This is a genomic window from Streptomyces rimosus subsp. rimosus (assembly GCF_000720725.1).
GTDB lineage: Bacteria > Actinomycetota > Actinomycetes > Streptomycetales > Streptomycetaceae > Streptomyces > Streptomyces rimosus_A.
Map to the genome: position 1 here is coordinate 1 of NZ_JOCQ01000018.1, position 23500 is coordinate 23500.

At 68.6% G+C, this 23500-nt stretch carries 21 protein-coding genes and 4 pseudogenes; 8 read left to right on the forward strand and 17 right to left on the reverse strand.

Going from position 1 to position 23500, the window contains the following annotated elements; translation table 11 throughout:
* The 3 genes from IH45_RS1000000149830 to IH45_RS0111910 all read right to left on the reverse strand — a co-directional run.
* On the reverse strand, nt 1-337 hold a 337-nt coding region (locus IH45_RS1000000149830), incomplete at its 3' end, for a hypothetical protein (protein WP_032917273.1).
* 40 nt (nt 338-377) lie between these two features.
* Nucleotides 378-1034: a response regulator gene (locus tag IH45_RS0111905; protein ID WP_030665789.1), complete on the reverse strand. Its 657-nt coding sequence runs from the start codon at nt 1032-1034 to the stop codon at nt 378-380.
* Nucleotides 1031-2173, reverse strand: coding sequence for a sensor histidine kinase (locus IH45_RS0111910; protein ID WP_030665791.1), 1143 nt, complete (start codon nt 2171-2173; stop codon nt 1031-1033). Before IH45_RS0111910 ends, IH45_RS0111905 begins: the two co-directional genes overlap by 4 nt.
* A gap of 161 nt (nt 2174-2334) precedes the next feature.
* On the opposite strand from IH45_RS0111910, the gene IH45_RS0111915 reads away from it, so the two are divergent.
* The gene (locus IH45_RS0111915; protein ID WP_030665794.1) at nt 2335-2826 is read left to right on the forward strand and encodes a DUF6326 family protein; all 492 of its coding nucleotides are present in this window, start codon (nt 2335-2337) and stop codon (nt 2824-2826) included.
* Between the two features lie 219 nt (nt 2827-3045).
* Here the strand turns inward: IH45_RS0111915 and IH45_RS1000000149835 are convergent.
* From IH45_RS1000000149835 to IH45_RS1000000145195, 6 genes and pseudogenes are all read right to left on the reverse strand, one after another.
* Nucleotides 3046-3176 (reverse strand): annotated as a pseudogene (locus IH45_RS1000000149835) (ISL3 family transposase); the annotation flags it as partial.
* 244 nt (nt 3177-3420) lie between these two features.
* On the reverse strand, nt 3421-4251 hold the full coding sequence (locus IH45_RS0111920; protein ID WP_107058626.1) for a hypothetical protein: 831 nt from the start codon (nt 4249-4251) through the stop codon (nt 3421-3423).
* Between the two features lie 5 nt (nt 4252-4256).
* Nucleotides 4257-4607, reverse strand: coding sequence for a hypothetical protein (locus tag IH45_RS01000000143495; protein WP_032917274.1), 351 nt, complete (start codon nt 4605-4607; stop codon nt 4257-4259).
* Nucleotides 4608-6022: 1415 nt separating this feature from the next.
* A complete protein-coding gene (locus IH45_RS1000000148660; protein WP_158813036.1) occupies nt 6023-6160 on the reverse strand; it encodes a hypothetical protein in 138 nt (45 codons plus the stop codon).
* A 347-nt stretch (nt 6161-6507) separates the two neighbouring features.
* Entirely contained in the window at nt 6508-8751 is a 2244-nt protein-coding gene (locus tag IH45_RS0111935; protein WP_158813038.1) for an ATP-binding protein, read from the reverse strand.
* Nucleotides 8752-8912: 161 nt separating this feature from the next.
* Nucleotides 8913-9293: a hypothetical protein gene (locus tag IH45_RS1000000145195; protein WP_158813040.1), complete on the reverse strand. Its 381-nt coding sequence runs from the start codon at nt 9291-9293 to the stop codon at nt 8913-8915.
* A gap of 130 nt (nt 9294-9423) precedes the next feature.
* Here IH45_RS1000000145195 and IH45_RS1000000146415 point away from each other — a divergent pair.
* Nucleotides 9424-9907: pseudogene (locus IH45_RS1000000146415) on the forward strand (hypothetical protein); the annotation flags it as partial.
* Nucleotides 9908-9921: 14 nt separating this feature from the next.
* On the opposite strand, the gene IH45_RS01000000143500 reads toward IH45_RS1000000146415, so the two are convergent.
* The 4 genes and pseudogenes from IH45_RS01000000143500 to IH45_RS0111965 form a co-directional block, all read right to left on the reverse strand.
* Nucleotides 9922-10617 (reverse strand): site-specific integrase, encoded by a 696-nt coding sequence (locus tag IH45_RS01000000143500; protein WP_050514761.1) that lies wholly within the window; start codon nt 10615-10617, stop codon nt 9922-9924.
* A gap of 103 nt (nt 10618-10720) precedes the next feature.
* A complete protein-coding gene (locus IH45_RS0111955) occupies nt 10721-11335 on the reverse strand; it encodes a hypothetical protein (protein WP_030665807.1) in 615 nt (204 codons plus the stop codon).
* Between the two features lie 149 nt (nt 11336-11484).
* Nucleotides 11485-11951, reverse strand: a pseudogene (locus tag IH45_RS01000000143505) (transposase); the annotation flags it as partial.
* 67 nt (nt 11952-12018) lie between these two features.
* Complete coding sequence (locus IH45_RS0111965) at nt 12019-12366, reverse strand: hypothetical protein (protein ID WP_158813042.1); 348 nt, start codon at nt 12364-12366, stop codon at nt 12019-12021.
* A 923-nt stretch (nt 12367-13289) separates the two neighbouring features.
* Between IH45_RS0111965 and IH45_RS0111970 the strand changes: the two genes are divergently transcribed.
* The 3 genes from IH45_RS0111970 to IH45_RS01000000143510 all read left to right on the forward strand — a co-directional run bounded on the left by IH45_RS0111970 (nt 13290) and on the right by IH45_RS01000000143510 (nt 15140).
* Nucleotides 13290-13634, forward strand: a complete 345-nt coding sequence (locus IH45_RS0111970; protein WP_050514763.1) for a hypothetical protein — start codon at nt 13290-13292, stop codon at nt 13632-13634.
* Nucleotides 13635-13787: 153 nt separating this feature from the next.
* On the forward strand, nt 13788-14714 hold the full coding sequence (locus IH45_RS0111975) for a hypothetical protein (RefSeq protein WP_030665813.1): 927 nt from the start codon (nt 13788-13790) through the stop codon (nt 14712-14714).
* Between the two features lie 75 nt (nt 14715-14789).
* Nucleotides 14790-15140, forward strand: a complete 351-nt coding sequence (locus tag IH45_RS01000000143510; protein WP_050514764.1) for a hypothetical protein — start codon at nt 14790-14792, stop codon at nt 15138-15140.
* Nucleotides 15141-15423: 283 nt separating this feature from the next.
* Here the strand turns inward: IH45_RS01000000143510 and IH45_RS1000000148665 are convergent, their stop codons facing one another.
* Complete coding sequence (locus tag IH45_RS1000000148665; protein WP_158813044.1) at nt 15424-15594, reverse strand: hypothetical protein; 171 nt, start codon at nt 15592-15594, stop codon at nt 15424-15426.
* A 245-nt stretch (nt 15595-15839) separates the two neighbouring features.
* On the opposite strand from IH45_RS1000000148665, the gene IH45_RS0111990 reads away from it, so the two are divergent.
* The gene (locus tag IH45_RS0111990; protein WP_030665818.1) at nt 15840-16430 is read left to right on the forward strand and encodes a hypothetical protein; all 591 of its coding nucleotides are present in this window, start codon (nt 15840-15842) and stop codon (nt 16428-16430) included.
* A gap of 66 nt (nt 16431-16496) precedes the next feature.
* Here the strand turns inward: IH45_RS0111990 and IH45_RS0111995 are convergent, their stop codons facing one another.
* The 3 genes and pseudogenes from IH45_RS0111995 to IH45_RS01000000143515 all read right to left on the reverse strand — a co-directional run.
* The gene (locus IH45_RS0111995; protein WP_063762979.1) at nt 16497-19982 is read right to left on the reverse strand and encodes an ATP-binding protein; all 3486 of its coding nucleotides are present in this window, start codon (nt 19980-19982) and stop codon (nt 16497-16499) included.
* Between the two features lie 11 nt (nt 19983-19993).
* The gene (locus IH45_RS0112000; RefSeq protein WP_234440513.1) at nt 19994-20347 is read right to left on the reverse strand and encodes a hypothetical protein; all 354 of its coding nucleotides are present in this window, start codon (nt 20345-20347) and stop codon (nt 19994-19996) included.
* A gap of 251 nt (nt 20348-20598) precedes the next feature.
* Nucleotides 20599-21832 (reverse strand): annotated as a pseudogene (locus IH45_RS01000000143515) (ISKra4 family transposase); the annotation flags it as partial.
* On the opposite strand from IH45_RS01000000143515, the gene IH45_RS1000000149265 reads away from it, so the two are divergent.
* Together IH45_RS1000000149265 and IH45_RS0112020 are read left to right on the forward strand one after the other, a co-directional pair.
* Nucleotides 21797-22246, forward strand: coding sequence for a hypothetical protein (locus IH45_RS1000000149265; RefSeq protein ID WP_032917276.1), 450 nt, complete (start codon nt 21797-21799; stop codon nt 22244-22246). The pseudogene IH45_RS01000000143515 and the gene IH45_RS1000000149265 overlap by 36 nt on opposite strands.
* A gap of 353 nt (nt 22247-22599) precedes the next feature.
* Nucleotides 22600-23499, forward strand: coding sequence for a hypothetical protein (locus IH45_RS0112020; RefSeq protein ID WP_030665836.1), 900 nt, complete (start codon nt 22600-22602; stop codon nt 23497-23499).
* The last annotated feature ends 1 nt before the right edge of the window (nt 23500 follow it).

Genomic DNA, 23500 nt, shown 5'->3' on the forward strand with positions numbered 1-23500 from the left:
CGCGCGGCAGGCCATCCCGCCCGTGCAGGAGTTCTCGGTGGGCGGGTGGCCGATCTACCGGCTCCGCCACTGGATGAAGGAGTGCCTCGAAGAGGAGGGCCACAGCGACACCGCCATCGAAACCCGCATGGGGCACGAGATCGCCGGGGTCAATGGCCTGTACGGCAACCTGACCCTCAAGATGGAGCAGAACATCGTGGAGGCCCAGCAAGAACGGTGGGACCGTTTTTACCGGGCAGCAGAGGGCCTGGGTAACCGTTTGCTCGGCCACTTGGCGATCGAGGTCGGGCTCGGCTGCGGTGACAGCGCCGAGGATGACAGTCAGCGGTTCAGCCATAGATCGCGGGCCGTCCGTGGTGGTGCGGTGAGGCATCAGTTCAGGCCCTCACCCGGCCGGTGTCGTACGCCCACATCGCGATTTCCACCCTGTTTCGGGCGCCGATTTTGGTCAGCAGGCTGGCGACGTGGGACTTGGCGGTCGTCAAGCCGATGAATAGCTCGGCGGCGATCTCGGCGTTCGTCCGGCCACGGGCGACCAGCGTCAGCACCTCCTCCTCGCGTTCGGTGAGCGGCTCGATCGGTTGGGTCCGTCGGTTCGACGGTTCCTTGGCGGCGAGGGTGGCCAGCAGCCGCCGGGTGATGTTCGGCGCGATCAGTGCATCGCCGACGGCGGCGGCATGGACGGCCTGGACGAGCAGCTCCGGCCCGGCGTCCTTAAGTAGAAAGCCTCGGGCGCCGGCCCGGAGCGCGCCGTGGACGTACTCGTCGAGGTCGAATGTCGTGATCACCACTACCGCGATCGGGTCTGGGACGCCCCGCCCTGCGAGGATTTTGGTCACCTCGATGCCGTTGAGCCCGGGCATCTGGATGTCGACCAGGCACACGTCGGGGCGGAGCCGATGCGCCAGCTCGACGGCGGCGTGGCCGTCGGCGGCCTGGCCGACGACCTCGATGTCGGGCTGCGCTTCAAGGATCATCGATAGGCCGGTGCGCACCAGATCTTGGTCGTCGGCCACCAGCACGCGTACCGTCATCGACGTACCTTCGTCGGCATTTCGGCATCGACCGTCCACCCGCCCTCGGGCGCCGGCCCGGCACGCAGCGTGCCGCCGAGCAGCTGCACGCGCTCGGTCATCCCCAGCAGCCCGAAGCCGTGGTTCACCGACCGTGCCGGGTCGATCTGTCCGTCGTCGGTCACGCGTAGTCGCAGCCTGCCCGCGCCCTCTACGACCCGGATCTCCACACGCGAGGCGTTGCGGGCGTGCCGCAGGGCGTTGGTCAGCGCCTCTTGCGCCAGCCGGTAGACCGCCGCGTCGACCTGGGGCGGAAGTTCGTCCATGTCGTCTGGCAACTCCACGTCGACGACCGGGACCGGGGCGCGTCGGGCGAGGGACACCAGGTCGGCAACGCCGGGCTGGGGGGTGCACTCCGCCGGCGCTCCATCGCGCAGCACCCGGACCATCGCCCGCATCTCCGCGAGCGTCCGCGACGCTTCCCCTTCGATGATCACCAGCGCCTCGAGCGCCACTTCAGGTCGCTGCCCGGCCATCGCCCGGCCCGCCTGCGCCTGCACAGCGATCGCCGAGACGTGGTGGGCGACGATGTCGTGCAGCTCGCGCGCGAGGCCGATCCGCTCCTGGCTGCGGCTCTGGTCCAACGCCCGGCGCCAGCTCTCGGCGCGGTAGCGGAACGCCGCTCCGTCCGCCGCCGCCGCCACCAGGACGGCGAATCCGCCGATGACGTCGGCCGGCCCGGTGGAGTCGGCGACCGTACCGATTCCCGCAGCGACCGCCACCACCGCCAGCCCGATCACGATCTCGCGCCCTGAGCCCCAGCGGGCCAGCGCGTAGACGAGCACCAGGATGTAGATCATCGTGTCGAGGCCCACGCTCGGGGCCCCGCCCAGCAGGCTGGCCAGTCCCAGCGCCATCGCGGTGCCGAAGGCCACCACGACACAGGCCAACGGGCGGGTGCGCCGCCACAGCAGCACCGGCGCAAGTCCGACCGCCACGATCGTCGCAAACGGCCGCCAGGCGACGTCGTCCCGGATGACTCCCTCAAGCAGCGCCGTCACCATCAACACCCCGACCAGCACCCAGTCGCGCGACACCCGTTCGGGAGCGTCCGTGGCGCGGGGCTCGGCCCACAGCGACCTCACGGCGTTGGTGCTCACACACCCAGCCTAGGGACCGCCGAGGCGTCGGGGACCGGCCGAAAGAACGAGACGCGCTTCTCCCAACGGCCGAGGCGGGTCCGGCCTCGACGCCGATGTGCCCGCCGCCGGGCTCAGCGATCGTGGGCGGACCAGTCCTCACCACAACAACGGAGCCTACGATGAGAACGCGTCAACCCACCACGGCCGCGCTGGAAAACCAGCGGATCCTGGTGAGAGCCAAGCTCGCCGCAGCGTGGACAAGCTTCGTGCTCCTGTACGCCTACGTGGACATTCTCGCCTTCTTCAAGCCCGGCGTCATCGATGACATCGAGGTCGGCATCGTCTGGGAATTCAACATAAGCCAGACGTTGTTGACCGCCTTCCTCGCGCTCCTGGCGATCCCGATCCTCATGGTCGTGCTGTCGATGACGCTGCCCGCCCGGGCAAACCGCATCACGAACCTCATCGTGGCCTCGGTACAGGTCCCCTTCGCGGCATTCAACGCGGTGGGCGAGCCCTGGACATACTTCTACGGTCTTGGCGTCGCACTGGAAGTGATCGTTCTCGCCCTCATCCTGCGGTACGCCTGGACCTGGCCCCGCACCACACCGTCGGCGACCATGGCGACCGGCCCGGACCATGAAACCGTTCGCGCCCAGCAGCAAGCGTGAACCCAAGAGCAGTACCCGTCCTGTTCGGAGCCATCTGCCTCGGCGCCCCGGTGGGGGCCGCCTGGCGGTGGGACACCAACTACCACTGGGACGTCGCGTAGGGGCCTTCCAAGGCCCCTACCGGCAGGTCACGTTATCGGATGCGCAAGACAGGCCCACCGCATCGTCGACACCGAGTCATGACGCTGATGGCTGCGTCGGTGAGAGCACCACGACGCGCGCCAGTCGGCGCAGCACACTGTCGCGAGACACCCAAAACAGCCGCAAGAACGGCACCACTTGCCAGGCTCGACCACTCGACAGAGCAACACGGCATGGTCGAGATGCAGCTGTTGGCCGACCACTTCCAACGGGAAAGTTCTTCGCGCGCGGCTCACGCCTCGCGGCCGACGAGGCCGGGAGGGGGCGACCGCGGCAGTCCGGTCCGTCGCGGTCGGAATGCCGGCCTGCATGACCGAGACCGAGTGGCCAGGCGCGTTCCGGATCCTGCAGAGAATGATTCGTCCCCTCCGTGCAGGCGATCTCGAAAACTGACGGGCCCCGACTGCACCCTCGTCTACGACGAGCCACGTTTCGGGTGAACCGTCGAACAGGTCAACCACCGAATCCCGCTGACGGATCGAGGTCAGTGTTGGAATTCGATCCTTCGGACTGGCAGACCGTAAGCATCAACGGGGTGCTGACTCCATGCCAGCAACTGGCGTCGGCGAGGAATGCGGCCAGCCAGCCCAGGGCGCCCAACGACCACTCAGCGAGGGTTCCGTGCAGTGTGGTCCGGTGGTGAGCGGGTCCCATCCACAACTCGTCGGTCACGGCGGGCTCCAGGACCATGGCTTCGTCGCCCGCCACGGAGAACGAATGGCACGAGAAAACGTCCTGCTTGAATTCTCGCGTCCGCTCGACGATGTCCGCTGCCGCTGAGTGAATGGACGGAATCCGTCCGCTGTCCAACGTGATCCGCACCTGTGTTCTCTGATCCGGGTCACAGTCGACGAACCAGCCGGCGTCCTGGAGCAGGGTCATGACAGAACCCACGCGCGAGGACGCAGCGAGGCTTTGCACAGGCAGCAGGATCTGGACCGCCTGCAGGCGCGAAGTGCCGATACGCGCCATGACATCCCCCACGCAGGCGAGGAATGCCTGAACCGGCAGCGGCCCACCGCCGGGAACCGGCTCGGTCAGCGACACCTGGAACCATGCGATGCGTGATGGTTGTGATCCGGAGCTTGGGTCTGGGTCCTGCCCGGCATCGTTCATGCCCCAGACCCCGCCGGACGCATTCTCCTCGGCCGAAGTGAGCCAGCCCATCGCGGATGACCTCGCGACGAACAGGCTGTAGGCGTCCGAGGAGACGACGGCGGGGTCTCGCCACGGGTGCAGGGCCAGATCGCCGAACAGAGCCGTGAGCATCGTGCTGTCGGGCATGATGGTCAATACCGTCGGCAGTTGATGTTGCGAGCGGGTGTGATGAGCTTACCCGGGTCGTCGGCGACGCCGACCAGATCCACATCGACGACGCTGCGCCAGCCCGTCAGGCTGCTGTTGTTGCATCCCGCTCGTCCGGTTGCACGGTTACCGGCGCCGCCGCCGGACCTCACTGTCGCCTGGCCCACCGTGCCCTTGGTCCGCCAGCTGCCATCGTTGTAGTACTCCTGCAGTTCCACCGTGACGACAGCCGTAGAGGTGGGGCAGTTGCCATTGACCCACCAGCCGTGCCCGGACGCTTCGAAGGCGGACGAGGAGACGTGGACGTAGTCACCACGGGTCGTGAAGGTGCACACTGCTTCGGGCCCCAGGGAACCCCCCCCGGGGAACCGGAACCCGAGCTCTCCAGGCTTGCCCCGCCGCTTCCAGGAACAGTTGTGGGGGCGGCGGCGGGTGCGGGGTTGGACTCCGCCGAAGTCGCGCTCGCCGGCGCCTGTGACGCCCCCAGTAACACCGCGCTCATGACGCCGGCGGTAAGGGAAAACCTGCGAACTGAGTGATGCATGACCGCACCTCGGAGTCGAGACTGATATCGAGCGGAGCCAGTGCCCAAGCCGGGCAGTGGGGACCGCAGTTTCTGTCGCCCCATGAGATTGCCTTCCTGAGGGGTTGTCCGCGAGGCATAACCGGTGGGTGGGGCCCGGGGGCCTGTCCATTCCACGGCCGCCGCAGAGCGTGTGACGGGAGCTTCGCAGCCCAGCCATGGACGGACAAGCACTTCACGTGCAGCTCCGTTCCGGAATCAGCCGGACCGCAGATCACCGGGATTCCGGGGCAGCCCCACGCGCGGGCAGTACCGGCACTGCATGCATTGACCAGTCCGCTCAGTAGCGCCCGCGCTTCGGCATGGATGTCCGTCACCTTCGTGGCGCAACTCGGTGACCGGCGCGGCGCAGGCATGTGAGGTGCCGCACCGTGCCATAGGCGGTCAAGTCCGGGTGGCCGCCGAACTGCGATGGATTACTGGTCATACACAGAGCCCCTGGGCCCTCCGGTCGTACAAGAGACCGGTTGAGCCCCGACGCCTAAGATGGGACGGGTTCTCAGTCATCGCCGCCACGGCCGTCATTCGGGCAGCGTTTACCAAATTCGGAGAGAGCGAATGGTTGCTCCTCGGTTCATCAGCGTGGCCACCATAGGCACGTTGTCGGTCATTGACCTGCGTTTCAGCCCACGCGAAGCCAGCCCGTCCGGCAGCGGACGCCAGGGGAGCCACCGGGGGTCATGCACGAGCAAAGGGCCCACCCGCCCTCTTCTTCAAGAAGAGGGAAATTTCAACATGTCTCATTACGGAGCCCACCTGGACGGCACAAGACGCTTCCGACGACATGTGCCCTGTGATACCGATGACCGCATGCCGGAATAGTGCTGAGCTGTTTGGACGCGCTCGCGCCTGATCCGCCGGCTCATCGCTCGGCAGTGTCGTGAGTGGCCAGGCGGATATCTTGCGAGCCCCTCTGTCCAACGACTGCCCGATCAGCACGACTCCACCGACCCCGCATCGCCGGCCCTCCGCGGCCCGCCCCCATATCCCATCTCCCGGTGACTGGTACCAAGATCCGGATCATACGCGGACCAACGCCCCCTCAGCGGCCGCTGATAGGACCCGCGCATGCAGGCCGGCAGGACACCCCCGTCACCGTCACGGTGCGATCGCCGTCGCCGCGACCGCACCGTGGTTCCGCCGGCCTCGGGCCGGATCGCCTGAGGCTCAGTCGACCAGGTCGGCCCAGGAGCGGGGGCGGAAGGTCTGGGCATCACCGAAGGGGTCGTCGAAGGTGGTGCTGTGCCGGACGGCCACCAGGTACGCCCGCCGCTCCTGGTGTTCCGCATGGTGATGAGGGCTCAACTCTCCCGAACAAAACCCAATGCCGACAGGGAGCCCCGGTCAGGCGAGCGCGGACGGTGCGCCTCCCGGCTCCACCGGCGGAGGCCGGGTGAGCCGGGCTGCGGAACGGGGATGGTCGGGTAGCCCGAGGGTGAGATCCCCTCGGGCTACCCGACCATCTTCGATTCGACAGGGCACCGGCTCATACGGCTTCCAGAACAGCGTCGAGGACCTCGTTGTGTGCTCGATAGCAGTCCCTGGCCTCGGGAGTCGACTTCTCGGGCACACCGTTCCGGACCAGGGGGCGTATTCGGGTCAGGAGTTCCGTGATCGCACCTGCAGGTCACCGGAGACACCGCTGATCTTGTTCAGGTATCGGTCAATTCCTGAACGGCCGCAGTGCCGCCGGGGCCTTCGGTTTCCAGGGCATCCAGGTACGCGGCGGCCTGTTGCGCTTCGACAGCTCCGATGCGCTGGTATATGCCGACCGCCTCCCGGAGGCTGGCCAGCGCGGCCTCGCGTTCGCTGATGCATGCCTGACAGCGGGCCACGCCTTCGAGCACTCGCGCCTCATTCAGCGGGCGTCGCACCTGACGCGCGAGGCGAAGGGCCTGTTGGTAGACGGCAAGAGCTTGTTGTGGTCCGGTGGTCTTGGCCAAGAGCGCGCCCCTGCTGGTCAACACCTCAGTTTCTCCTTGGCGGTCGCCGAGATCGTGGAATAGGGGCAGGGCCCGCCGGAACAGTTCGGCCGCGGCTTGGTTATCCCCGGTCGCCTGCCGTACGCGTCCCAGGCCATTGAGAGCGTTGGCCTCTCCTTGGCGGTCGCCAAGGTCCTGGAACAGGCCCAAGGAGTGCCGGTAGAGCTCGGCAGCTGCCCGGTGGTCGCCGGTCATGCATCGCACGCGACCCAGGCCGTTGAGGGCGTAGGCCTCCCCTCGGCGGTTGCCGAGATCCCGGAACAGGACCGACGCTCGCTGATGCAACCAGGCCGCGGCCCGGTAGCCGCCGGTCGTCTGCCGTACCCAGCCCAGGCCGTTGAGGGTGTTGGCTTTCCCCTGGAGGTCACCCAGGTTGCGGAACAGGGGAAGGGCCCGCTGATACAGCCCGCCTGCGGCCGGGTAGTCCCCGGTCATGTAGCGCACGCGGCCCAGGTCCCCGAGGGCGTTGGCTTCCCCTTGGCGGTTGCCCAGGTCGTGGAAGAGCGCCAGAGCCCGCTCGTACAGCCCGGCCGCGGCCCGGTAGTCCCCACTCGCCTGTCGTACCCAGCCCAGGTCGTTGAGGGCATCGGCTTCTGCGAGGCGGTCGCCGCTGCGCCGAGCGGCGCCGGCGGCGCGCTGGTGGAAGAGGGCCGCCTGCTGCCACGGGCCGTCTTGACGGAGGAAGACGGCCAGGGCGGCGGTGAGGCGGACGACGCGATGCCACTGTTCGTTGACGGTGGCGTGGTCGAGGCAGGCAAGGAGGTTGGCACGCTCGGTGCGCAGCCAGGCCAGGGCCGTGTCCGGCGTGGACAGAACGGGTGTGGTTGCGGGCAGTGCCGTGGGGAGTGGGGCCTTGGGGCGGGTGAACCGGGCCAGGTGGCGGTCGGCGGCTTCGAGAGCGTCCTGGTAGTAGTCCAGGAGCCGCTCGGTGCCCTCTTCCCGTTCATCGGCGGGGTCGTCGTGGGCGAGGGTACGGGCGAATTCGCGCAAGAGGTCGTGGAGGCGGTAGCGACCGGGGGCGGGCTCGTCGATCAAGTGATCCGTGTAGAGCGCTTCCAGCTCGCGGCGGGCCGCGGACAGGGGGACGGCACCGAGGGCAGCGGTGGCGTGGGCATCGGTGTCCATACCGGGGTGCAGGCCCAAACGGCGGAAGAGGCGCTGTCGGTCAGGCGGCAGGTCTTGGTAGGACATCGTGAAGGCGGCGGAAACCGCGCGGTCACCGCCGGCGAGCTCGCCGAGCCGGTCCTGCGCGAGCTCGAAGTCGGCGGCCAGGTGGGCGATGGTCCACGTGCGGTGGTGGGCGAGGCGGCCGGCAAGCATGACCAGGGCAAGGGGCAGGTAGCCGCACAGCCGGGTGATCTCGGCGACTGCATCGGCTTCGGCCCCGGTGGGGGTGCGCTGGGCGAGCCGGGTGAACAGCCGTCCGGCTTGGTCGGGCGGCAGGATATCGAGAGCCAGGGGCAGCGCCCCGTCCAGCGCGATCAGCCGACGGCGGCTGGTGATCAGGGTCAGGCACGGTCCGCTGCCGGGCAGCAGGGGAGCGATCTGGGCGTATTCGGCGGCGTCGTCCAGGATCAGCAGCAGCTTCTTGTCGCTGAGCCGGTCTCGCCACAGACGGCTGCGGCCTTGCAAGGTCGGAGGGATGTGCTGGGGCATGACACCCAGGTCTGTCAGGACCGTGTCGAGAACGTGGAACGGGTCGGCGGGGAGCCGGCCGGGGGTGTGGGCGTGCAGGTCGACGAACTGCTGCCCGTCGGGGAAGCGTTCGGCAAGCAGGTGCGCGGCCCGGGTGACCAGGGCGGTCTTGCCCACCCCGGGCATGCCGTCCACGGTGTGGATGGCCACCGCTTGGGCCGGCCCAGCAGCGTCGAGGAGGCGTTGTAGTTCGGCGTCGCGGCCGGTGAAGGCGGCCACGTCCCGTGGCAACGTATGCAGGACGACCGGTGGCCCAGGGGTGGAACCGATATACGTGGTGTGGTACTGGGAGAGGTTTCCGCCGGCCTGGTTCACCTCACTGCCGCGTTCGGCACGCGCGTCCTGCCGGACACAGGGAGGCCGGGGCCCGTCGTCGCCGGTCACAGCCGCGGGGCCTGGTGGGTCGTCATGTCACCGCCACTTTGGCTGACCTGACTGTGGTCGGTGGCCCTCGCCTTCTGCACGAGGGTGTGAATGCGGGCCTGCTCGGCCTCGGGAAGAGCCGGAGTGAGCTGCTCGTCCACCAGCCGCCGCAGGTCGCCGACGAGTGCTGGGTCCCGATCGAGCAGATCTTGCAGGCGCAGGCGCCAGCTGCTGACAAGGGCCTGCTCGCGATCGGTTTCCCCTCGCTCGCGGGCCGTCAGGGCAGTCGACCGTGCCGTGCGAAGTTCGGTGGCGATGGCCTCGTCCTGCTCGGGACGTACCCGATGCCACAGTGCCACCGTTGCGGCGCGGGCCTGCTGCCAGCCGTCGGTAGCCATCGCTCCCACCAGAGCACTCGCGGCTGCCAGCGAAATAGGGTCCATGCCGCACCCCCTGTGGGAAACCTGAGCAGGCAACCAGTCTAAGGCGTGCGCCCGCATACGGTGCAGGCGCGAGCGGGAGCGGTGCAAGAAATGGTGCACCGCCTCGGGTGATCCGCCCTCTGGAACAGGTCGTCGCCGACGCCTTCGCCCAGGCCGAGGCCCGCCACCCCAGCCATCTTCGGGACTGGATCGTGCTCGTCGACGGCGCCCGCCACCAACTCGACCTGATCCATGCCGAATCCGCCCGCCGCGAGCAGGTCACCATCTGCCACCGCTACCTCACCGGCCACCTCGACCAGCTCCACTACGACACCGCTCTCGCGGCCGGCTGGCCGATCGCCACCGGTGCCGTCGGAGGCGCCTGCCGCCACCTGATCGCCGACCGCCTCGACATCACCGGCGCCCGCTGGGGACCCGACGGCGCCGAAGCCGTCCTCCAGCTCCGCGCGCTGATCGCGAACAGCGACTTCGAGGGCTACCGGGTCTTCCACTGGGGCTTCCATGCGGCCTGCGAACACCAACGCCTCTGCCCCAGCCTTGACCAGCAGACCTACAGCCTCACCGCTTGATCCTGACCGTCACTTCAGAGGATCCACACCCCGGGAGTCGGGCAGCAGGTGCAGATCCTCGCGGTGCAACCGAGGGTCTCACCAATCCGCATGCCCGTGGCCCGCATCAGGACGATCAGGAACCGGTCGCGAGCAGTCCGGGCGAGGCGGATCAGCAGATCCACCTGCTCGGCGGTGAAGAACTCGATCCCCGGGTCGTCGCCCCTGAGCTTCAGGGTCCGGGACTGAACCTCACGGAACTGTCCGCCCTCGCCAGCACTTTGGCCTGGCGCCAGGAACCTCAGATGCTTCGGCCGCGAGAGCGTCACCGCGAGCTCAGCGGCGGTCCAACCGTGCCCGACTCCGAAGCACAAGAACTCCGTCATCGTGCCCAAGACCGCATCCCCGCTGCCCTCCCGACGGAAGCGCGGACGGGCCGGAGGCCGCTTCCCCCGCGGCGGCAGGGGCTCGCTGATCAGCCAGTCCCGGAACCTAAGGAGGTTCTCGAAGCCCGGGGAGGACCAGTCGAGCCCTCGCTCATCGCACCACGTCAGGTACAACGCGACGCGGCTGGCGTACACCCGCTGAGTGTTCACCGAGCAGTGCCGACCGCGAACGCTCTCCAGGTACGTCGTCGCCTCGACGTGCATCCGGTACAACTCGTCGACCACGACCCAGGCCACCACCAGCACGGCACCGGGGAGCGTCACCTTCTCCGCATGGAACTTCACAGATGGCCCAACGGGCCGAACGTCCCTATGACCTATCGGATAGTCGCAAGGCACACGGAAGAGTGAGCACTGAACTCATGTCCCTCAGAGGCCAAACACACCTCTAGATAACGATGCCCCAGCCTTCCCAGTCCAAGATCGTCGGTCCATCGGTGGTGAGGTTGGCGAAGTGCAGATCGCCATGGGCGGTGACCCATTCGGTGACCTGCGGGGCGGGCGCGCCGGTGAAGCGGGATACGGCCCGGTCAATCCACTCCTGGCGCACCGCCACCCGGTCCGTGGGGACAGCGCCAAGCTGTCCCAGGTCCGTAAGGAGCGATGCCCACCAGGAGGCGGGCAGGTCCAGTTCCTGGCGCAGGACCGGGTCGGGTGAGCAGGGTGGGGAGTCGACGAAGCCGGTCAGCTCCGTGCGGTAGGCGTACGTGCCGTCGCTGTGGTCGTGCAGGCCGTGCAGCTCCGGTCGGCGGACCGCGAGCGGCACACTGCGCGCGGCGTCGGCCGTGCCGGTCCAGAACTTCCCGCCGGCCTTGTCCGCCGGGGCGGCCAGCCGCCGCAGCCAGCACGCGCCGCGCTCGGTGTGGTCGGCGCGGCGGCTGAGGGTCCGGCCATGCCACCCCCACACCAGCGGGCCGTGAGGCGTGGCGCCGAGGGCGGCGGCCTTGTCGTGGACGTCGGCGAGGCGTTGCGCGTCAGCCGGGTCAGAGGGCGGCGAGTACATCCGGGATGCTCCGCAGGCTCGTGGGCGTGGCTCGGCGGAGACCATGCTGGAGCCCGTCCGTACGCCGGCCCAGGGCCTATCGCGAAGTGGTGACGGCAGCTGTCAGCTCGCGGACTCCGGTCGCGCGGGGGCGGCGCTGGGCCATGTCAGTGGCCGCCGGTCAGCGACACCCGCAGCGGAATGCCTCCGCCGTCGGTCAGCACATGGTGCTTGGAGCCCGGCCGCCTCCGGTCAACCGGACTCGGGCCGACTTTTGGGCGGCTTCGCCCCCGCTTGGCCTGCACGTGCGAGGCGTCGACGGTGGCGCGGGAGAAGTCCAGCCGGTCCGCCGCCCGCAGTTGGTCCAGGAGCACCTGCTGCAGGTCCTCCCAGACGCCTACCTGCTGCCACTCGGCAAGGCGACGCCAGCAGGTGGGCCCGGATCCGAAGCCCAACTCCTGTGGCAAGAACTCTCACTGGATGCCGTGTAGAGCACGAACAAGATGCCTTGCAGCGTCTTGCGGTCATCGATCCGCCTCCGGCCCGGGTACCGGTAGCGTCGTTCACATCGGGGCAGCAGCGGCTCGATCACCGCCCATAGTTCATCACCGACTTCCCACGGCTTCCGCCGAGCCATCCTCACCCCCAAGGAACGACATCACCGTTCCCTCCACCGTGCCACACGAAGATCATCCTGCAAGAACTCACAAGAAACCGTTCATGACCATGGCGGAGACGGGCGGGGGCCGGTCGTCGGCCACGGTCTGCTGGCTGACCAGGAGGTAGAGGGTGGCCATCAGAGGCCACCGCTGGTGATGGTCGCGGACCCAGCCGTTTGCGAGGGCGTGGGTGGGTTCGTCGAGGTAGACGGTGTGCCGCAGTTCCTGCCGGGCCGTCGGGCGGGAGAGGTCGAGGTCGGCCGGGGGCAGGTGGCGGGTCTCGCGGCGGCCGAGGCCGTGGACACCGACGAGGGCGACAACGAACTTGGCCATCGGGGTGCCGGCGCGATCGTCCAAGCCGTGGAGCCAGGCGGTGGGGATCGGCACGGGCAAACGCACGACCGTGGACAGTGAGACGTCTCGGGTGGGGCACGGAAAGACCAGTCGTTCCTGCTTGAGTGCCCGGAAGAGGCTGCACAGTGCGCTGAGGAGTTCCCGGCCCGACGGACCGGGGCGCTGGGCGAGGGAATCCGGACATGGTTTTTGGCGATCTCGCACAGGCTGGTGACGCGGGCGGCCCAGCCGGTCAGGACCGCGTGGAGGTAGTCGAAGTACTCGCGGGTCGCCTCGAACGTCATCGCGGGGTGCTCACGGCGGCCTGGGCCGCGCAGGACCAGGACCCAACGACAACGAGGTCGGCCAGGGCTGCACCCTGCGCGTCAACACCGCCAAAGTGCAGGTCAATGGCCGACCATGCGCTCGCGGCGGGCACGCTGGTGAATTGAGCAACAGCCCTCTGCTGCCTCCGGATTCGGTAAACGCTGCCTGCATGACGACTGTGGCAGACACGGCTGAAATCCCGTCCCATCCTCGGTAGCAGGACTCAACCGGCCTTTCGTGCTATGGGAAGGGCTCAGGGGCTCTGCGTATGGCCGAGTACCCTCACCGTCCGACGACACCAGGGTAGTGCCGCCGGTGACGCGATATGGCCCATCGCATGTCTCCGCCTCGCTGGTCACCGAGTAGAGCTAAGAAGGTGCCTGACACACGCGCCCAGGGCGGGCACTGCTTAGCAGGCTGGTCAATGCACGCAATGTCAATTCGGTCCGCGCATGGGTCTGCCCCGGAGCCCCGGCTGGTCGGCGGCTATGCCGACAAAACTGCTCCGGAACGGACTATTACGTGGAGCGCTTGTCCGCCCGCGGCGGCGCTGCGAAGCTCCCTCGCACGCTCTGCGGCGGCCGGGGCATGGGAAAGGCCCCGGCCGGACTGCTCTCACGCTTCCGCCCGTCGACAACGCATCAGGAGAAAACCGCATGTTGCGATCGAAACCGCGGTCCTTGCTGATCGGCTTGGCAGCCGCCGCCGCCATGCTGGGCACTACCCAGGCAACGGCCACGGCGTCTGAAGCCCCGGCTTCGAAGGACGCGTCAGCCGCCTACTGGTCCTGTACGGTTCCCCGCGGCTACACCTACAACCACGTAATGAACACCACGACCTGCTCCACGAGCGGTATCAGCCTGCTCTATCACGTGATGAAACCAAAGACGGGCCTGTGGGCCTGCACCGTTCCGCGGGGTTTCACCTACACCGCAAGCCATCCCACCACCGCCTGCTCCACCCGGGAGCTCAGCACCTTGTATCTCCTCCGGAAAACCTAACGCCGACCAGGCCCTGATACAGCGCGATGCACTTCCTTTGTCATCGCAATTGGACAGTGGAGCGATCGAATATCTCCCCGGGGCTTCGGAATTCCGGGGAGGCTCATCTGGGGCAAGAAAGGCCCTAGTTATAGCAGCGAAAGGGAGAAACTCATGCTTCGCATCACAGCCGACATGTTCTCCGGCCGTCCCGATCCGATCTCCGACATCACCGAGGAGAACGAAGTACGGGTGCTGCTCCGTGAGGTGGAAAGCAACCGGAACCTGTTCCTCAGTAAGGCACCGGCCGAGGCCGGGCTCGGGGTCCGGGGGTTCCGGATCGAACCGCTCAACGACGAGTTCGAACGTGACCTCGGCGTCGACTCGACGCTATATCTTCCAGTCGGCGCGCAGGCACGCGGCAGCCGGGCAGCCGAAATCGGCGAGCGGCTCGTCACCCTGATGGAGCGGGGGGCCCCGTTCAGCTCCGGTGCAGCGGCACAGCCGCTGGACGCCTCACTGCGCGAGTTCCTGATCGCACAGTTGTCGGCCCCGTCCCAGCTTTCGGTCACCGACCGGCCCGCTACGGCGGAAGTCGATGCGGAAGCGGAACAGCATTCGGAAGAGGCCACCGCAGCAGCTGCCTGCATCATTGAACTCGGAAAATTCAACCCGGGATTCTGGAACAACGACTCAACCGTCCGGAGCAGGAACAACTGCTACAACTACGCCAGCAACTGGCGGACGGATACGTTCGCCCAGCCGGGCCTTGGTTGCGGCAGCGTGTACAAGGCCTTCACACGGGCCGAACTGACGCGTGCGTCGCTGTGCGACGGGATGCACCACCGGTACAACTGCTTCCCGGACTCCGAGAAACCACGGCCCTTGGTAGCGCTGGTCATCGCCCCCGGCATCGACTTCCACTGGTACCGCAAGCAAGTGGAGGGATTCTGGGGTCACAAGCCCGGAAGCTACCCCGCCCGCAACACGGACAACAGTGGAAACGTCATCAACGATCCAGAGAAAGCGAACCGTGGCCCGTACACAGAATTTTGCGGGTACTTCTACGGGTGCATCTCACAAGCACGGAGGATAAGGTAGCAGGCACGGCGCCTACCCGGGCCGGGACAGCTCCTTCTGTGGCCGAGGCGGAACCGCCAGCAGGGAATGACCGGTATGGACGTCGAGATCGATCTCTATAGCGGGCGGCGGAATCCGGTATTCGGCCTTGCGCCAGAAGTCGGGGAAGAGTTGATGCGCCGGATCGCCGCTCTGCCGCCAGCCCCTCAACGGGCAGCTCCGCTTCAGGGGCTCGGTTATAGGGGAATGCGGATCACCGGTGATCCGGCGGTCAGCATCGTGGAGATCGTGGTGTCCGGTGGAGTGGTCATCGTCCGTGACCGCAATGGCGCGGAGCGAGTGCTCCAGGATACGGGGCGCGCGCTGGAGCGCTCGCTTGTCGGCCTCGCCACTGCCACTCTGGATCCAGCCGAGATGTCGGTGCTGCGCCAGGAGTTGAGAGAGTGACCGGCACAGCGGAATCCGGGTGGCCGCGGCGCAAGCCAGGCACCTCTGCCGTACATCCTCCCGAAGCAACGCCCTGGCGATCAATTACTGTCAGTTGAGCCCGTCCGGGCCTTGGCGGCGCCCTGAGGCAAGTTAACCCTAAGCGCCCCAAGGGCCCGCAGAGGCACACAGCGGTTCTGGCAGGCCAGCGGGCCGGTCGCCCGCACCCTCTCATGGCCCGTCGGCGGTTACAGCGTCCAGTGATCCATCGTGACGCACAGGCGCCTCGCGGTGACGCCTACCGTCACGACCGTTCGGAAGCGTCATGCCCCGCCATCATCGCGAGCCTCGTCATCGCGTCCGCCCACGAAGGGTTCACCTTCCGGATGGCCGCGCACGTCCAGTCCATCGCCGCCGGGACGGTACAGAGCCGGCAGCACTCGGGGTCGTGGTCGCATCCCTGGTTGGCGCTCATGCCTCCAACCTGGCACCTGGACACGTCGCTTGAAGCGCCCCACGCGGAAGCAACTCGAGCAAAGACGGGGGCGGAAACGGTCGTCTGCGCCTCCCCGCTCCTTGGGTGGCTGATCCAATCGGTGACTAGCGGAAACGCGATCACGAACCAATCAGCTTCACGCATGCCATACGCCTCCCCTTTCCGCCTCCTGGGATGATCATCCCTGCCGAGCCGTCACGGTCCGGCCCAGTCGAGAGGACGCCATGTCCGACAGTGACCGCGAGCCGACAACCGCCGCCTCCGGGCAGCCGCAGCACCTGGCCGCCACTGTCGCGGCCCACCCGATGCTGAACAGTGTCGGTGCCCTGGCGCGCCTGCTCGCCCAGCTCCCGCCGGAGATGTCCCTTTGGCTCGACGAGCACGCCCGCGAGGACCCGAACGAACGCCTGCGGCAGCAGTTCCTCACCATCACCCCGCGCATCGTCAAGGTTGCCTCGTCCGTCGGAATCGAAGATGAGCCCATGCAGCCCGGTCTGGAACTCGGGACGGTGTCCATCCCCTTCGATAGCGACCCCGGCGCCCGGGCAGCCATGGCTGCCCGCCGGGACCTGTCGCCCGAGACCACCTCCGCCCGCGCCGAGGAGCGCATGGAGCAGGGCGACGTCCCCGGCGCGCTCGGGGACGCTGCCTTGGTCCTCCAGGAGGTTGCGGCACTGCTCTTGGGCGCCACGGAGTGGCTGGACAGGAGTTCCCCCGGCGCGGAGTCCCTGAGCATCGAGGCATGGAGGATCCGTCAGACTGCCAAGAGGGTGGCCCGGATAGCGAAGGTCATCAAGGAAGAGGACGGTGGCTGACCGCCTGTACCTGCGGCACTCCATGGACAAGCAATCCAACCTCCGCCAGAAACACAACCTCGCTCCCTATCTCGGCGTCTCAATCTTGTTAATCAACCAGGGAATGGGCTCCCACGCAGGCGACGGCGGAGTCGCCCCCCGGGCAGGATCGTCACCTCGGCTGAAGCTTTCCGTCAGCACGAGGTCCGCCAGGAGGGGCAGGTGCTCCGGCACTACATCGGCGATCTCCTCATGCATCTGCTCCCACGGGCCCCAGTTCAGCGCCTCGATCAGTACAAGGCGCCCCTGCTGGCAGGGGCCGAGTGCCTGGGCGATCGCTGAGATCGCCTTGCCGCGGTGCTCGGGCGCGATAAGGGCGTCGGCCAAGGCGCGGGCCTCTTCACGGGCACCCATCCGGCAGAGCGCCTTGACGACGGCCGGTGTGGCCGCCTCGCGCTGGACAGGGTGGCTGATCTCCTCCAGCAGCGCGGTGGCACGGGCGACATCCCCCGTGGCGGCGGCGCCCGCCGCAAGGTGGCCCATGGCGTGCCTCTCTCCTCGCCAGTCGGTGACCTTCTCTGCTGTGGCCAGATCACCAGCGGCCACGAGCCTTTCCACCACATCGGCGAGCATCTCGTCGACCGCGTCCTCCGGCAGGTCAGCCTCCAGATCGAGCACCGCGTCGATATCGCCCGCCGCGAGGAGCGCACCGGCGGCGGCGTACGTGTCCCAGCACCGTTGGTAGGGGCTGTCGGCGGTGCCCGCCAGGCCCAGGATCTCCTGAGCCAGCTCTGCCGCTCCGTCCGGTTTCCCGATGCGGCCGAATGCCTCGGCCACCCGTCGCAGGCCGTCGGCGCGCTCGGCGTGATCTGTCAGGGCCCGGATCTCGTGGAGTACACGGCGTAGGAGCTCGTCCCCCTCCGCGGGGCGACCTGTGTGGTGCAAGCCCTCGGCTACCTCCGCGAGGGCGAGGATGCGTGCGTAAGGGGCGGACGTGTCAGCGACCTGTTCGGCGCGGTGGATGAGGCGGGCTGCGTCACCCCGTTGCCCGGACCGGCCAGCCGCGACGGCCAGGTTGATGAGGGTGCGCACCCCGGGCCCCCGGCCTCTCCGCACCATGTTCGTCGCCCACTTGACTACGGCGTGGGCGTGTTCTTCCTGGCCTGCTCGCAGCAGAAAGTCGGCGGTGTCAGTTGACAGCGTCACCCGCCAGTGGAGATACGGCACCTTGTCGGTGGCGTCACGGGCTTGCTGGGCCAAGTGCAGTGTCCGACCCGGGTCGCACGTGTTTGCCGTCATCTTGCCGACGGCGTTGAGGACGCGCGCCCGGTAGATGGGTTCAGTGATCCGCTCGGCCAGCTCCAAGGCTCGGTCAAGGTCACCGGATTCCGCGGCCGCGATGCCGATCTCGACTAGCCCGTCCTCCGGATCGTTCAGGAAGCGGCTGACCAAGTCGATCGCCTGCTGGTGGTGTCCGGTCACCTCAAGGCTCGCAGCGACGTCGGGGTAGACCCATTCCACGCTGGCGGGGTCGTCGATGGCCGCCGCCAACCGGGCCGACGTCACGGCGAACTCGGCAGCCTGTGCGGCGAGACCGGGCACCGTGGACATCTCCCGGGCGAACAGGGCGAGGCGCTGCGCACGCCGGACCGTGTCACCAGAGTCGGACGAACGGGACACGGCACGCTCCGCCAACGCCAGGGCCCGGCGATGCTCGCCGAGCCGGGAGAGCGCGGCGGCCAGTGAGGCGGCCAGAGCGCTCCGGGAGACGGTGTTGGGCACCGCCATGACCGCGTCGACGGCTTCCAGCGCCCAGGACAACGCATCGGTGCCCCGGCCCCCGGCCTCCTCATGAGCCGTTCCGGCGTTCCCCGTCGCTCCGGCCAGGGCCCCGACCGCGGCGACGAAAGCCTCCGCCCTGCCCTCCCGGTCGCTGATGCGGCAGGCCGACCGCAGGGCCTCGGCGGGCCGGCCGGAGCCCGCCAGGCTCTTGGCGATCGCCGCCAGGAAGCGGTCCCGGTCTTCGGTGCTGTCGGCTCTGTCGAGCAGAGCGGCCGCCTTATCCGGGCGCGCGGCGGCCAGGGCACCGGCGATGGCGCTCAGGGCGGCCACCCGGTCCCACGCGCCGCGCTGCGACTCGGCCAGCTGAACGGCGCGCGCCGGGTGCCCACACCGGGCCCACAGGGCGATCAGGCCAGGGGAAAGAGGCGCTGTCCGCTCGTGCAGCCCGTCCCGCGCGGCGGCGAGCCGCAGAGCCACAGACACGTCCTGATCGCCGCGGCGCCCGCCGTCCGCGAGCACCAGGACGAACGCGTCCGACACCGCACTGAGCGCCTCCAAGTCCGCCCCAGACACCTGCCACAACCGCTCCTGACGCCGGGTATCGCAGACCAGTGCCACCAGCCTGGAGGTGTCCCCCTGTGCACGCAGCAACTGGGAGTAGCCACGCAGCAGGTACTCGGGCGTACTCTGCGGCCACCCGACGTGCCGGTAGAAGTCCGCCCACCGGTGCAGACGGCTGCGGTGGGCCGCCAGCTCTTGGGCCGTGACCAGTTCGGCTGCGGCGCGCCGCAGCTCTTCGTGCGCGAAGAGAAACACGGGCGGACCGGCGGACGTCCAGTGCCCGGAGCGCCAGCGGAAGCTGCGGCCGTTCACCGCAGACAGCTCGCGCTCGACCAGTCGCGCCGGGCTCCCGGTCAACTCCGCGAAGTCGGGCGCGCTCAACCCGCCACCGGCCGCGACGGTCAGAGCGACCAAGTCCCAGCCCAGTCCGCCGCCGTCCCGCAGTCGCAGCAGATCCCGCTCCGCGTCCTCGCGCGCCGCGCGGGCGTGCGGGGACGGCTCCAGCCGGTGGTCGATCGCCGTGTTCCGCAGGGGATGGTCCACGTGCACGTCCCCCGGTACTGGCGGATGCGGACGGCCGGCGACAACGATGCGCATGCCGTGCGGGGGAACGCGGGGCAACAGCGCCGCGATGCTGTGGCTGTTGGCACCGGCGGTCACACCGCTGTCCTCGTCCAGTCCATCCACCACGAGCACGAGCCGCCGGCCTCGCGTCGCGCACCACTGTGCGCCGCGGTGCAGCGCGAGCTGCATCTGTTCGTCGCGCGTGGCGGGGGTACTCAGCGGCTCTTCCTCACCCAGCAGGGCGTACACCTGTCGCTGGACGACCTCGCAGAACGCCGCGGCGTCGTTCTGCGCGGCCATGCGGAAGGTGATGAAGAACGACACGACATCGACGCCAGGTGGCGGATGCAGGACGAAGTGCGCCAGCAGGGCGGACTTCCCCGCCCACGCCGGGGCCACCCAGCGCCAGTAGCCGGCGCCGGGACGGCCCGCAGGGACATCATGCGTGCAGAAGGTCGCCAGCTGGGCGAGTTCGCCCTCACGCCCCTGGAAGTCGGCAGCGGCAAGGGCCTGTTCCACCCGCAGGAGATAGCCGGAGGCGGCGGGGCGCCCCGCGCACACCTGCACGGAGCTGTCCACCATCACGCCGCTGTTGGCGAAGGCCCCGGCTCCCTCGGCGGAGGATCCCCCCGACTTGCGCACTACGGCGCGGCTGCGGAAAAACATCGGATGCGCCGCTACTCCTGCCGCCGGTAACCGGTGTTCGCGCTGCCGTCGTCCGCCCGCGCGTCGCCGGTCTCCTCGACGGAGACCGATCCGGCGGACGAGGAGGCGACGGCACCCGTGTTGGCGTCCCCGCCGCCGGTGGCCGTGGCACGCCCGGTTCTGGACACCTGTACGGACGTGCTCCCGGACGAGGCCAGCAGCGCGCAGACACCGACCCCCAGGGCGGCCATGCCGACCACCGCGGAGACCACCCCGGCCACCTGGTTCGCCCGGTCCCAGCTCAGCAGCGACAGCACACCGGCGAAGACCGCGAGAATCAGCACCGTCGTGACCAGAACGGCGCGCCGGTCACCCCGCACAGGCACCCCACCCTCTCGCGCCCCGCCGCATATTAAGCCCCACCTTACGGCCAGATCCACGTCGCCGTGCGGGAAAGCCTTGGAGGAAAGCATCCACTGCGCCCGGCACGGCTTCAAACCGGACCTTCCCAGCTACCTCTATCTGCTGGTTCTCATCGGGTCCGCGCGACTCGCGGCGCGCTCCACCGAGGCGGAGCGTCTGGCGCGGCGGCACGCGAGGTTCGAAGGATGCGGTTCGTTTCAAGGGAAGATCGTGATCAGGCACTGAGGTCGTAGTCCTGCTGGTTGGGAGTGGGATAGAGGCGCTGGTGCTCACGCACCGCGTGGAAGCGCATGTAGGCGTCGAGGTCGCTGTTGGCGGCCAGGGTGCGGAGTTGGAGGACGGCTTCGGCTCCTTCCAGGCCCCAGCGGGCGCCAGTGATGTCGAGGCGGTCGTTGATCAGGTGTCGGCAACTGCCCTCGGTCGCGCCGGTGGCGATGGGCCATCCTCTGGCCAGGGCGGTGTCGTAACGGAGCTGGTCGAGGTGACCGGTCAGTTAGCGGTAGCAGGTGATGACGGCCTCGCGCCGGGTCGCGGGAAGCCGTTCCTGTTCGGCCTGGGCCGTCATCTCGTCGGCCGTGCGAGTGGCATGGCCAGCGAGGATGGCGGTCAGCCGGTCGGCTGCCCAGCTTCTGTCTCGTTCGCGTCTGAGGGGCGGAACGCGCGGGCGGCAGCCCAGACATACGCTGCGACGTGGACGAAGTCGAGCAGGATGTGCACGGCGACACCTCGCCGGGCGGCCTCGGCGCGGATCACGTCGAGCTGGTGGCGTGCACCGTCGGCCAGTACGACCCACGGCCGCAGATGGGCAGGGTCGCGGGTCTCGGCCTGGGCGAAGGCATCCGCGATCACCGCCTCCGGCGGATGGATGAGCGAGGCGGTGCACCACTTGTTCTCGGCCCGTCGTCCCGGGCGAGGAGCGCGCTCGCCGCTGCGGCCACCGGGCGGGTGGATCACATCGTGCGGCCGCCGTGGGGCGGGACGGACGTCGAAGACGCAGGCCACCGTGGCCATTCGCTTGCGGTTCGGCTTCTCGCCCGGTGCGAGCCGACCCCGATGCCCCTGGGCTGCGGCCTTCAGCGCAGCCCGGCGAGTGGCCTCGCGCAGGGCTTCGGACCGCACGATCACCCCCTTGCCGTCGGCCTGGATCACCAGCGGCATGTCCCGGGTGCAGGGGACGGGGACGTGCACCTGACAGAAGGCGCCTACGCCGACGGCCGCCTCCCGGACGAGCTCTTCGAGTCGGCGTTTGCCGATCACCTTCCCGCAGTGGCGCTCGACCGCCGCCGCGGCTTGGCCGAAGGAGCCGCGGACCGTCTCGGTGACCGCCAGGCGCCGCAGGCCCATGGAATGTCGGCCCGACGGCAGCGACAGCGTCCGGTCGGCAGGATGGACGTTGGACACCCCAGGCCCCGATGGGCCAACCGGCGGACCCGCACCAGGCCGAACAGGCGCGCCCCCTCACCGCGTTCGCCGGCGACGGCGAGTCCATCGCTGCCCTCCTCACCACACGCCAAGGCAACGACTTCTTTCAAAGTTTCGCGCACGCTGCATCCGGCAGCGTCCATGACGCGCGTTACACGTTGCTGGGCGAAAGGTTCGAGGGCACGGATCATGTTTTTCGGCTCAACGGCGAACGGGTTCAGGCATTCTCCGGCGTCGCGAAAGACATACTCGATGCCCTCGTCACCAGGAAGGATGAGAAGCGACACGCCGACATCGCCGCCTACCGGCAACGGGCCCACGCGTGGAGGACCAAACCGAACGGGACGTACTGGGACCACGAGTGGGACGGCGTGATCCTGATCAGCCGGGACGGCACCGTGCTGGCCATGCGCCAGATTTCGCCGTTCCGGAACGAGTGAAGAGCCACCACAGACCGCGGCAGATGCCGACGAACCTCATACGAGACCAAGATCCGGACCATGCACGGACCAGCGCTCCTCCAACGATGGTCGCAGCCAGCATCACAGCAGGTCAGCACCACCACGAGCCCCGTACCACCAGCAGACGAAGAACCTGCTGGTGAGCTGCGGTTGCTATCTGTGCGCCGTGGGCCGGTGCTGCGCACCGCATGTCCGTTTGACCTGCGGAGTTAAACCCCGGTTAGGCATCGGCTCCGGGCTGTCTCCGTGTCCGTTAGGTGTCTGCTGGTGGTTTCTTGGCGTTGGGGGCGTGTGCTGTGGCCGTTCTGCTGCCTGTGCCGAGGAGGCTTCCCATGGCCGCAGCCCGCCATACACGCGGTCAGAGATACCGGCGTCTGCCCCTGGATCTGGTGCGCGAGGAGTTCTCCCGTCTGGTGGACGGACCCGGCCCGCTGACGGTGGACGGGACCGCCTTCGTCGGTCTGCCCGACCGGATGCTGAAGCTGGACGATTTGCGGGGCCTGTTGCTGCGGCCGTACTGCCCGCGGGAGGTGCGTGATGCGGTGTGGGCGCATCTAGTGGCTCGCGCCCGGGCCGAGGGCGCGGGCTGGACGGTGGCGTGTGCGGGGATGGCATTGCCGGCGCTGGCCCGGGTGGCCAGCTGGGTGGTGGCGCGCTATCCCGGTGAGGTGCAGGATGCGGAAGCGGAGGTGCTGGCCGGGTTCTTCGCCGCCCTGGCCACCGTCGACCTCGGCCGGCCGCACATCCTGCTGCGGCTGACGTGGGCGGCGCGCCGGGCCGGGTTCACCGCGCTGACGGAGGCGCTGGATGCGCCGGTGCCGGTGGCGCCCCGCTTCGGTCCGGCACCACCGCGGCCGGGGTGGGGGCATCCGGATCTGGTGCTGGCCCGGGCGGTGGGCGCCGCCATACTCACCCCCGCCGAGGCCGAGCTGATCGGGGCGACCCGGCTGGATCGGACGCCCGTCCTCCTCTGGGCGCGGGAGCACGGAGCCCCGGCGCAGAGCGTGTATGCACGGCGGCGCCGGGCCGAACACCGGCTGGTCGCCTACCTGCGGAACGGGCCCCCGCCGCCTGCCACGGGGCCTGGTACGAGGCGAGTGCCGGGGCACGCCGCCTGCCCAGGTGTCCCAAGTGCCGCGCGTCGCCCCACGCGTTACGGCAACGGCGGGATTTTCAAAGAATCTTTGGTGGCGGTGCATAAATCGGCGGTGTTTTCCGGCCTTAGGAGATGAG

Bases quoted from the DNA above. Each gene is read 5' to 3' on its own strand.
- IH45_RS0111955 (WP_030665807.1), bottom strand. From the start codon at position 11,335: ATGTACTCGCCGCCCTCTGACCCGGCTGACGCGCAACGCCTCGCCGAC.
- IH45_RS0111915 (WP_030665794.1), top strand. From the start codon at position 2,335: ATGAGAACGCGTCAACCCACCACGGCCGCGCTGGAAAACCAGCGGATC.
- IH45_RS0111920 (WP_107058626.1), bottom strand. From the start codon at position 4,251: ATGCCCGACAGCACGATGCTCACGGCTCTGTTCGGCGATCTGGCCCTG.
- IH45_RS1000000145195 (WP_158813040.1), bottom strand. From the start codon at position 9,293: ATGGCTACCGACGGCTGGCAGCAGGCCCGCGCCGCAACGGTGGCACTG.
- IH45_RS01000000143510 (WP_050514764.1), top strand. From the start codon at position 14,790: ATGGACGTCGAGATCGATCTCTATAGCGGGCGGCGGAATCCGGTATTC.
- IH45_RS0112020 (WP_030665836.1), top strand. From the start codon at position 22,600: ATGGCCGCAGCCCGCCATACACGCGGTCAGAGATACCGGCGTCTGCCC.
- IH45_RS1000000148665 (WP_158813044.1), bottom strand. From the start codon at position 15,594: ATGAGCGCCAACCAGGGATGCGACCACGACCCCGAGTGCTGCCGGCTC.
- IH45_RS0111905 (WP_030665789.1), bottom strand. From the start codon at position 1,034: ATGACGGTACGCGTGCTGGTGGCCGACGACCAAGATCTGGTGCGCACC.
- IH45_RS0111990 (WP_030665818.1), top strand. From the start codon at position 15,840: ATGTCCGACAGTGACCGCGAGCCGACAACCGCCGCCTCCGGGCAGCCG.
- IH45_RS0111995 (WP_063762979.1), bottom strand. From the start codon at position 19,982: ATGTTTTTCCGCAGCCGCGCCGTAGTGCGCAAGTCGGGGGGATCCTCC.
- IH45_RS0111975 (WP_030665813.1), top strand. From the start codon at position 13,788: ATGCTTCGCATCACAGCCGACATGTTCTCCGGCCGTCCCGATCCGATC.
- IH45_RS0111970 (WP_050514763.1), top strand. From the start codon at position 13,290: ATGTTGCGATCGAAACCGCGGTCCTTGCTGATCGGCTTGGCAGCCGCC.
- IH45_RS1000000149265 (WP_032917276.1), top strand. From the start codon at position 21,797: ATGGGCCAACCGGCGGACCCGCACCAGGCCGAACAGGCGCGCCCCCTC.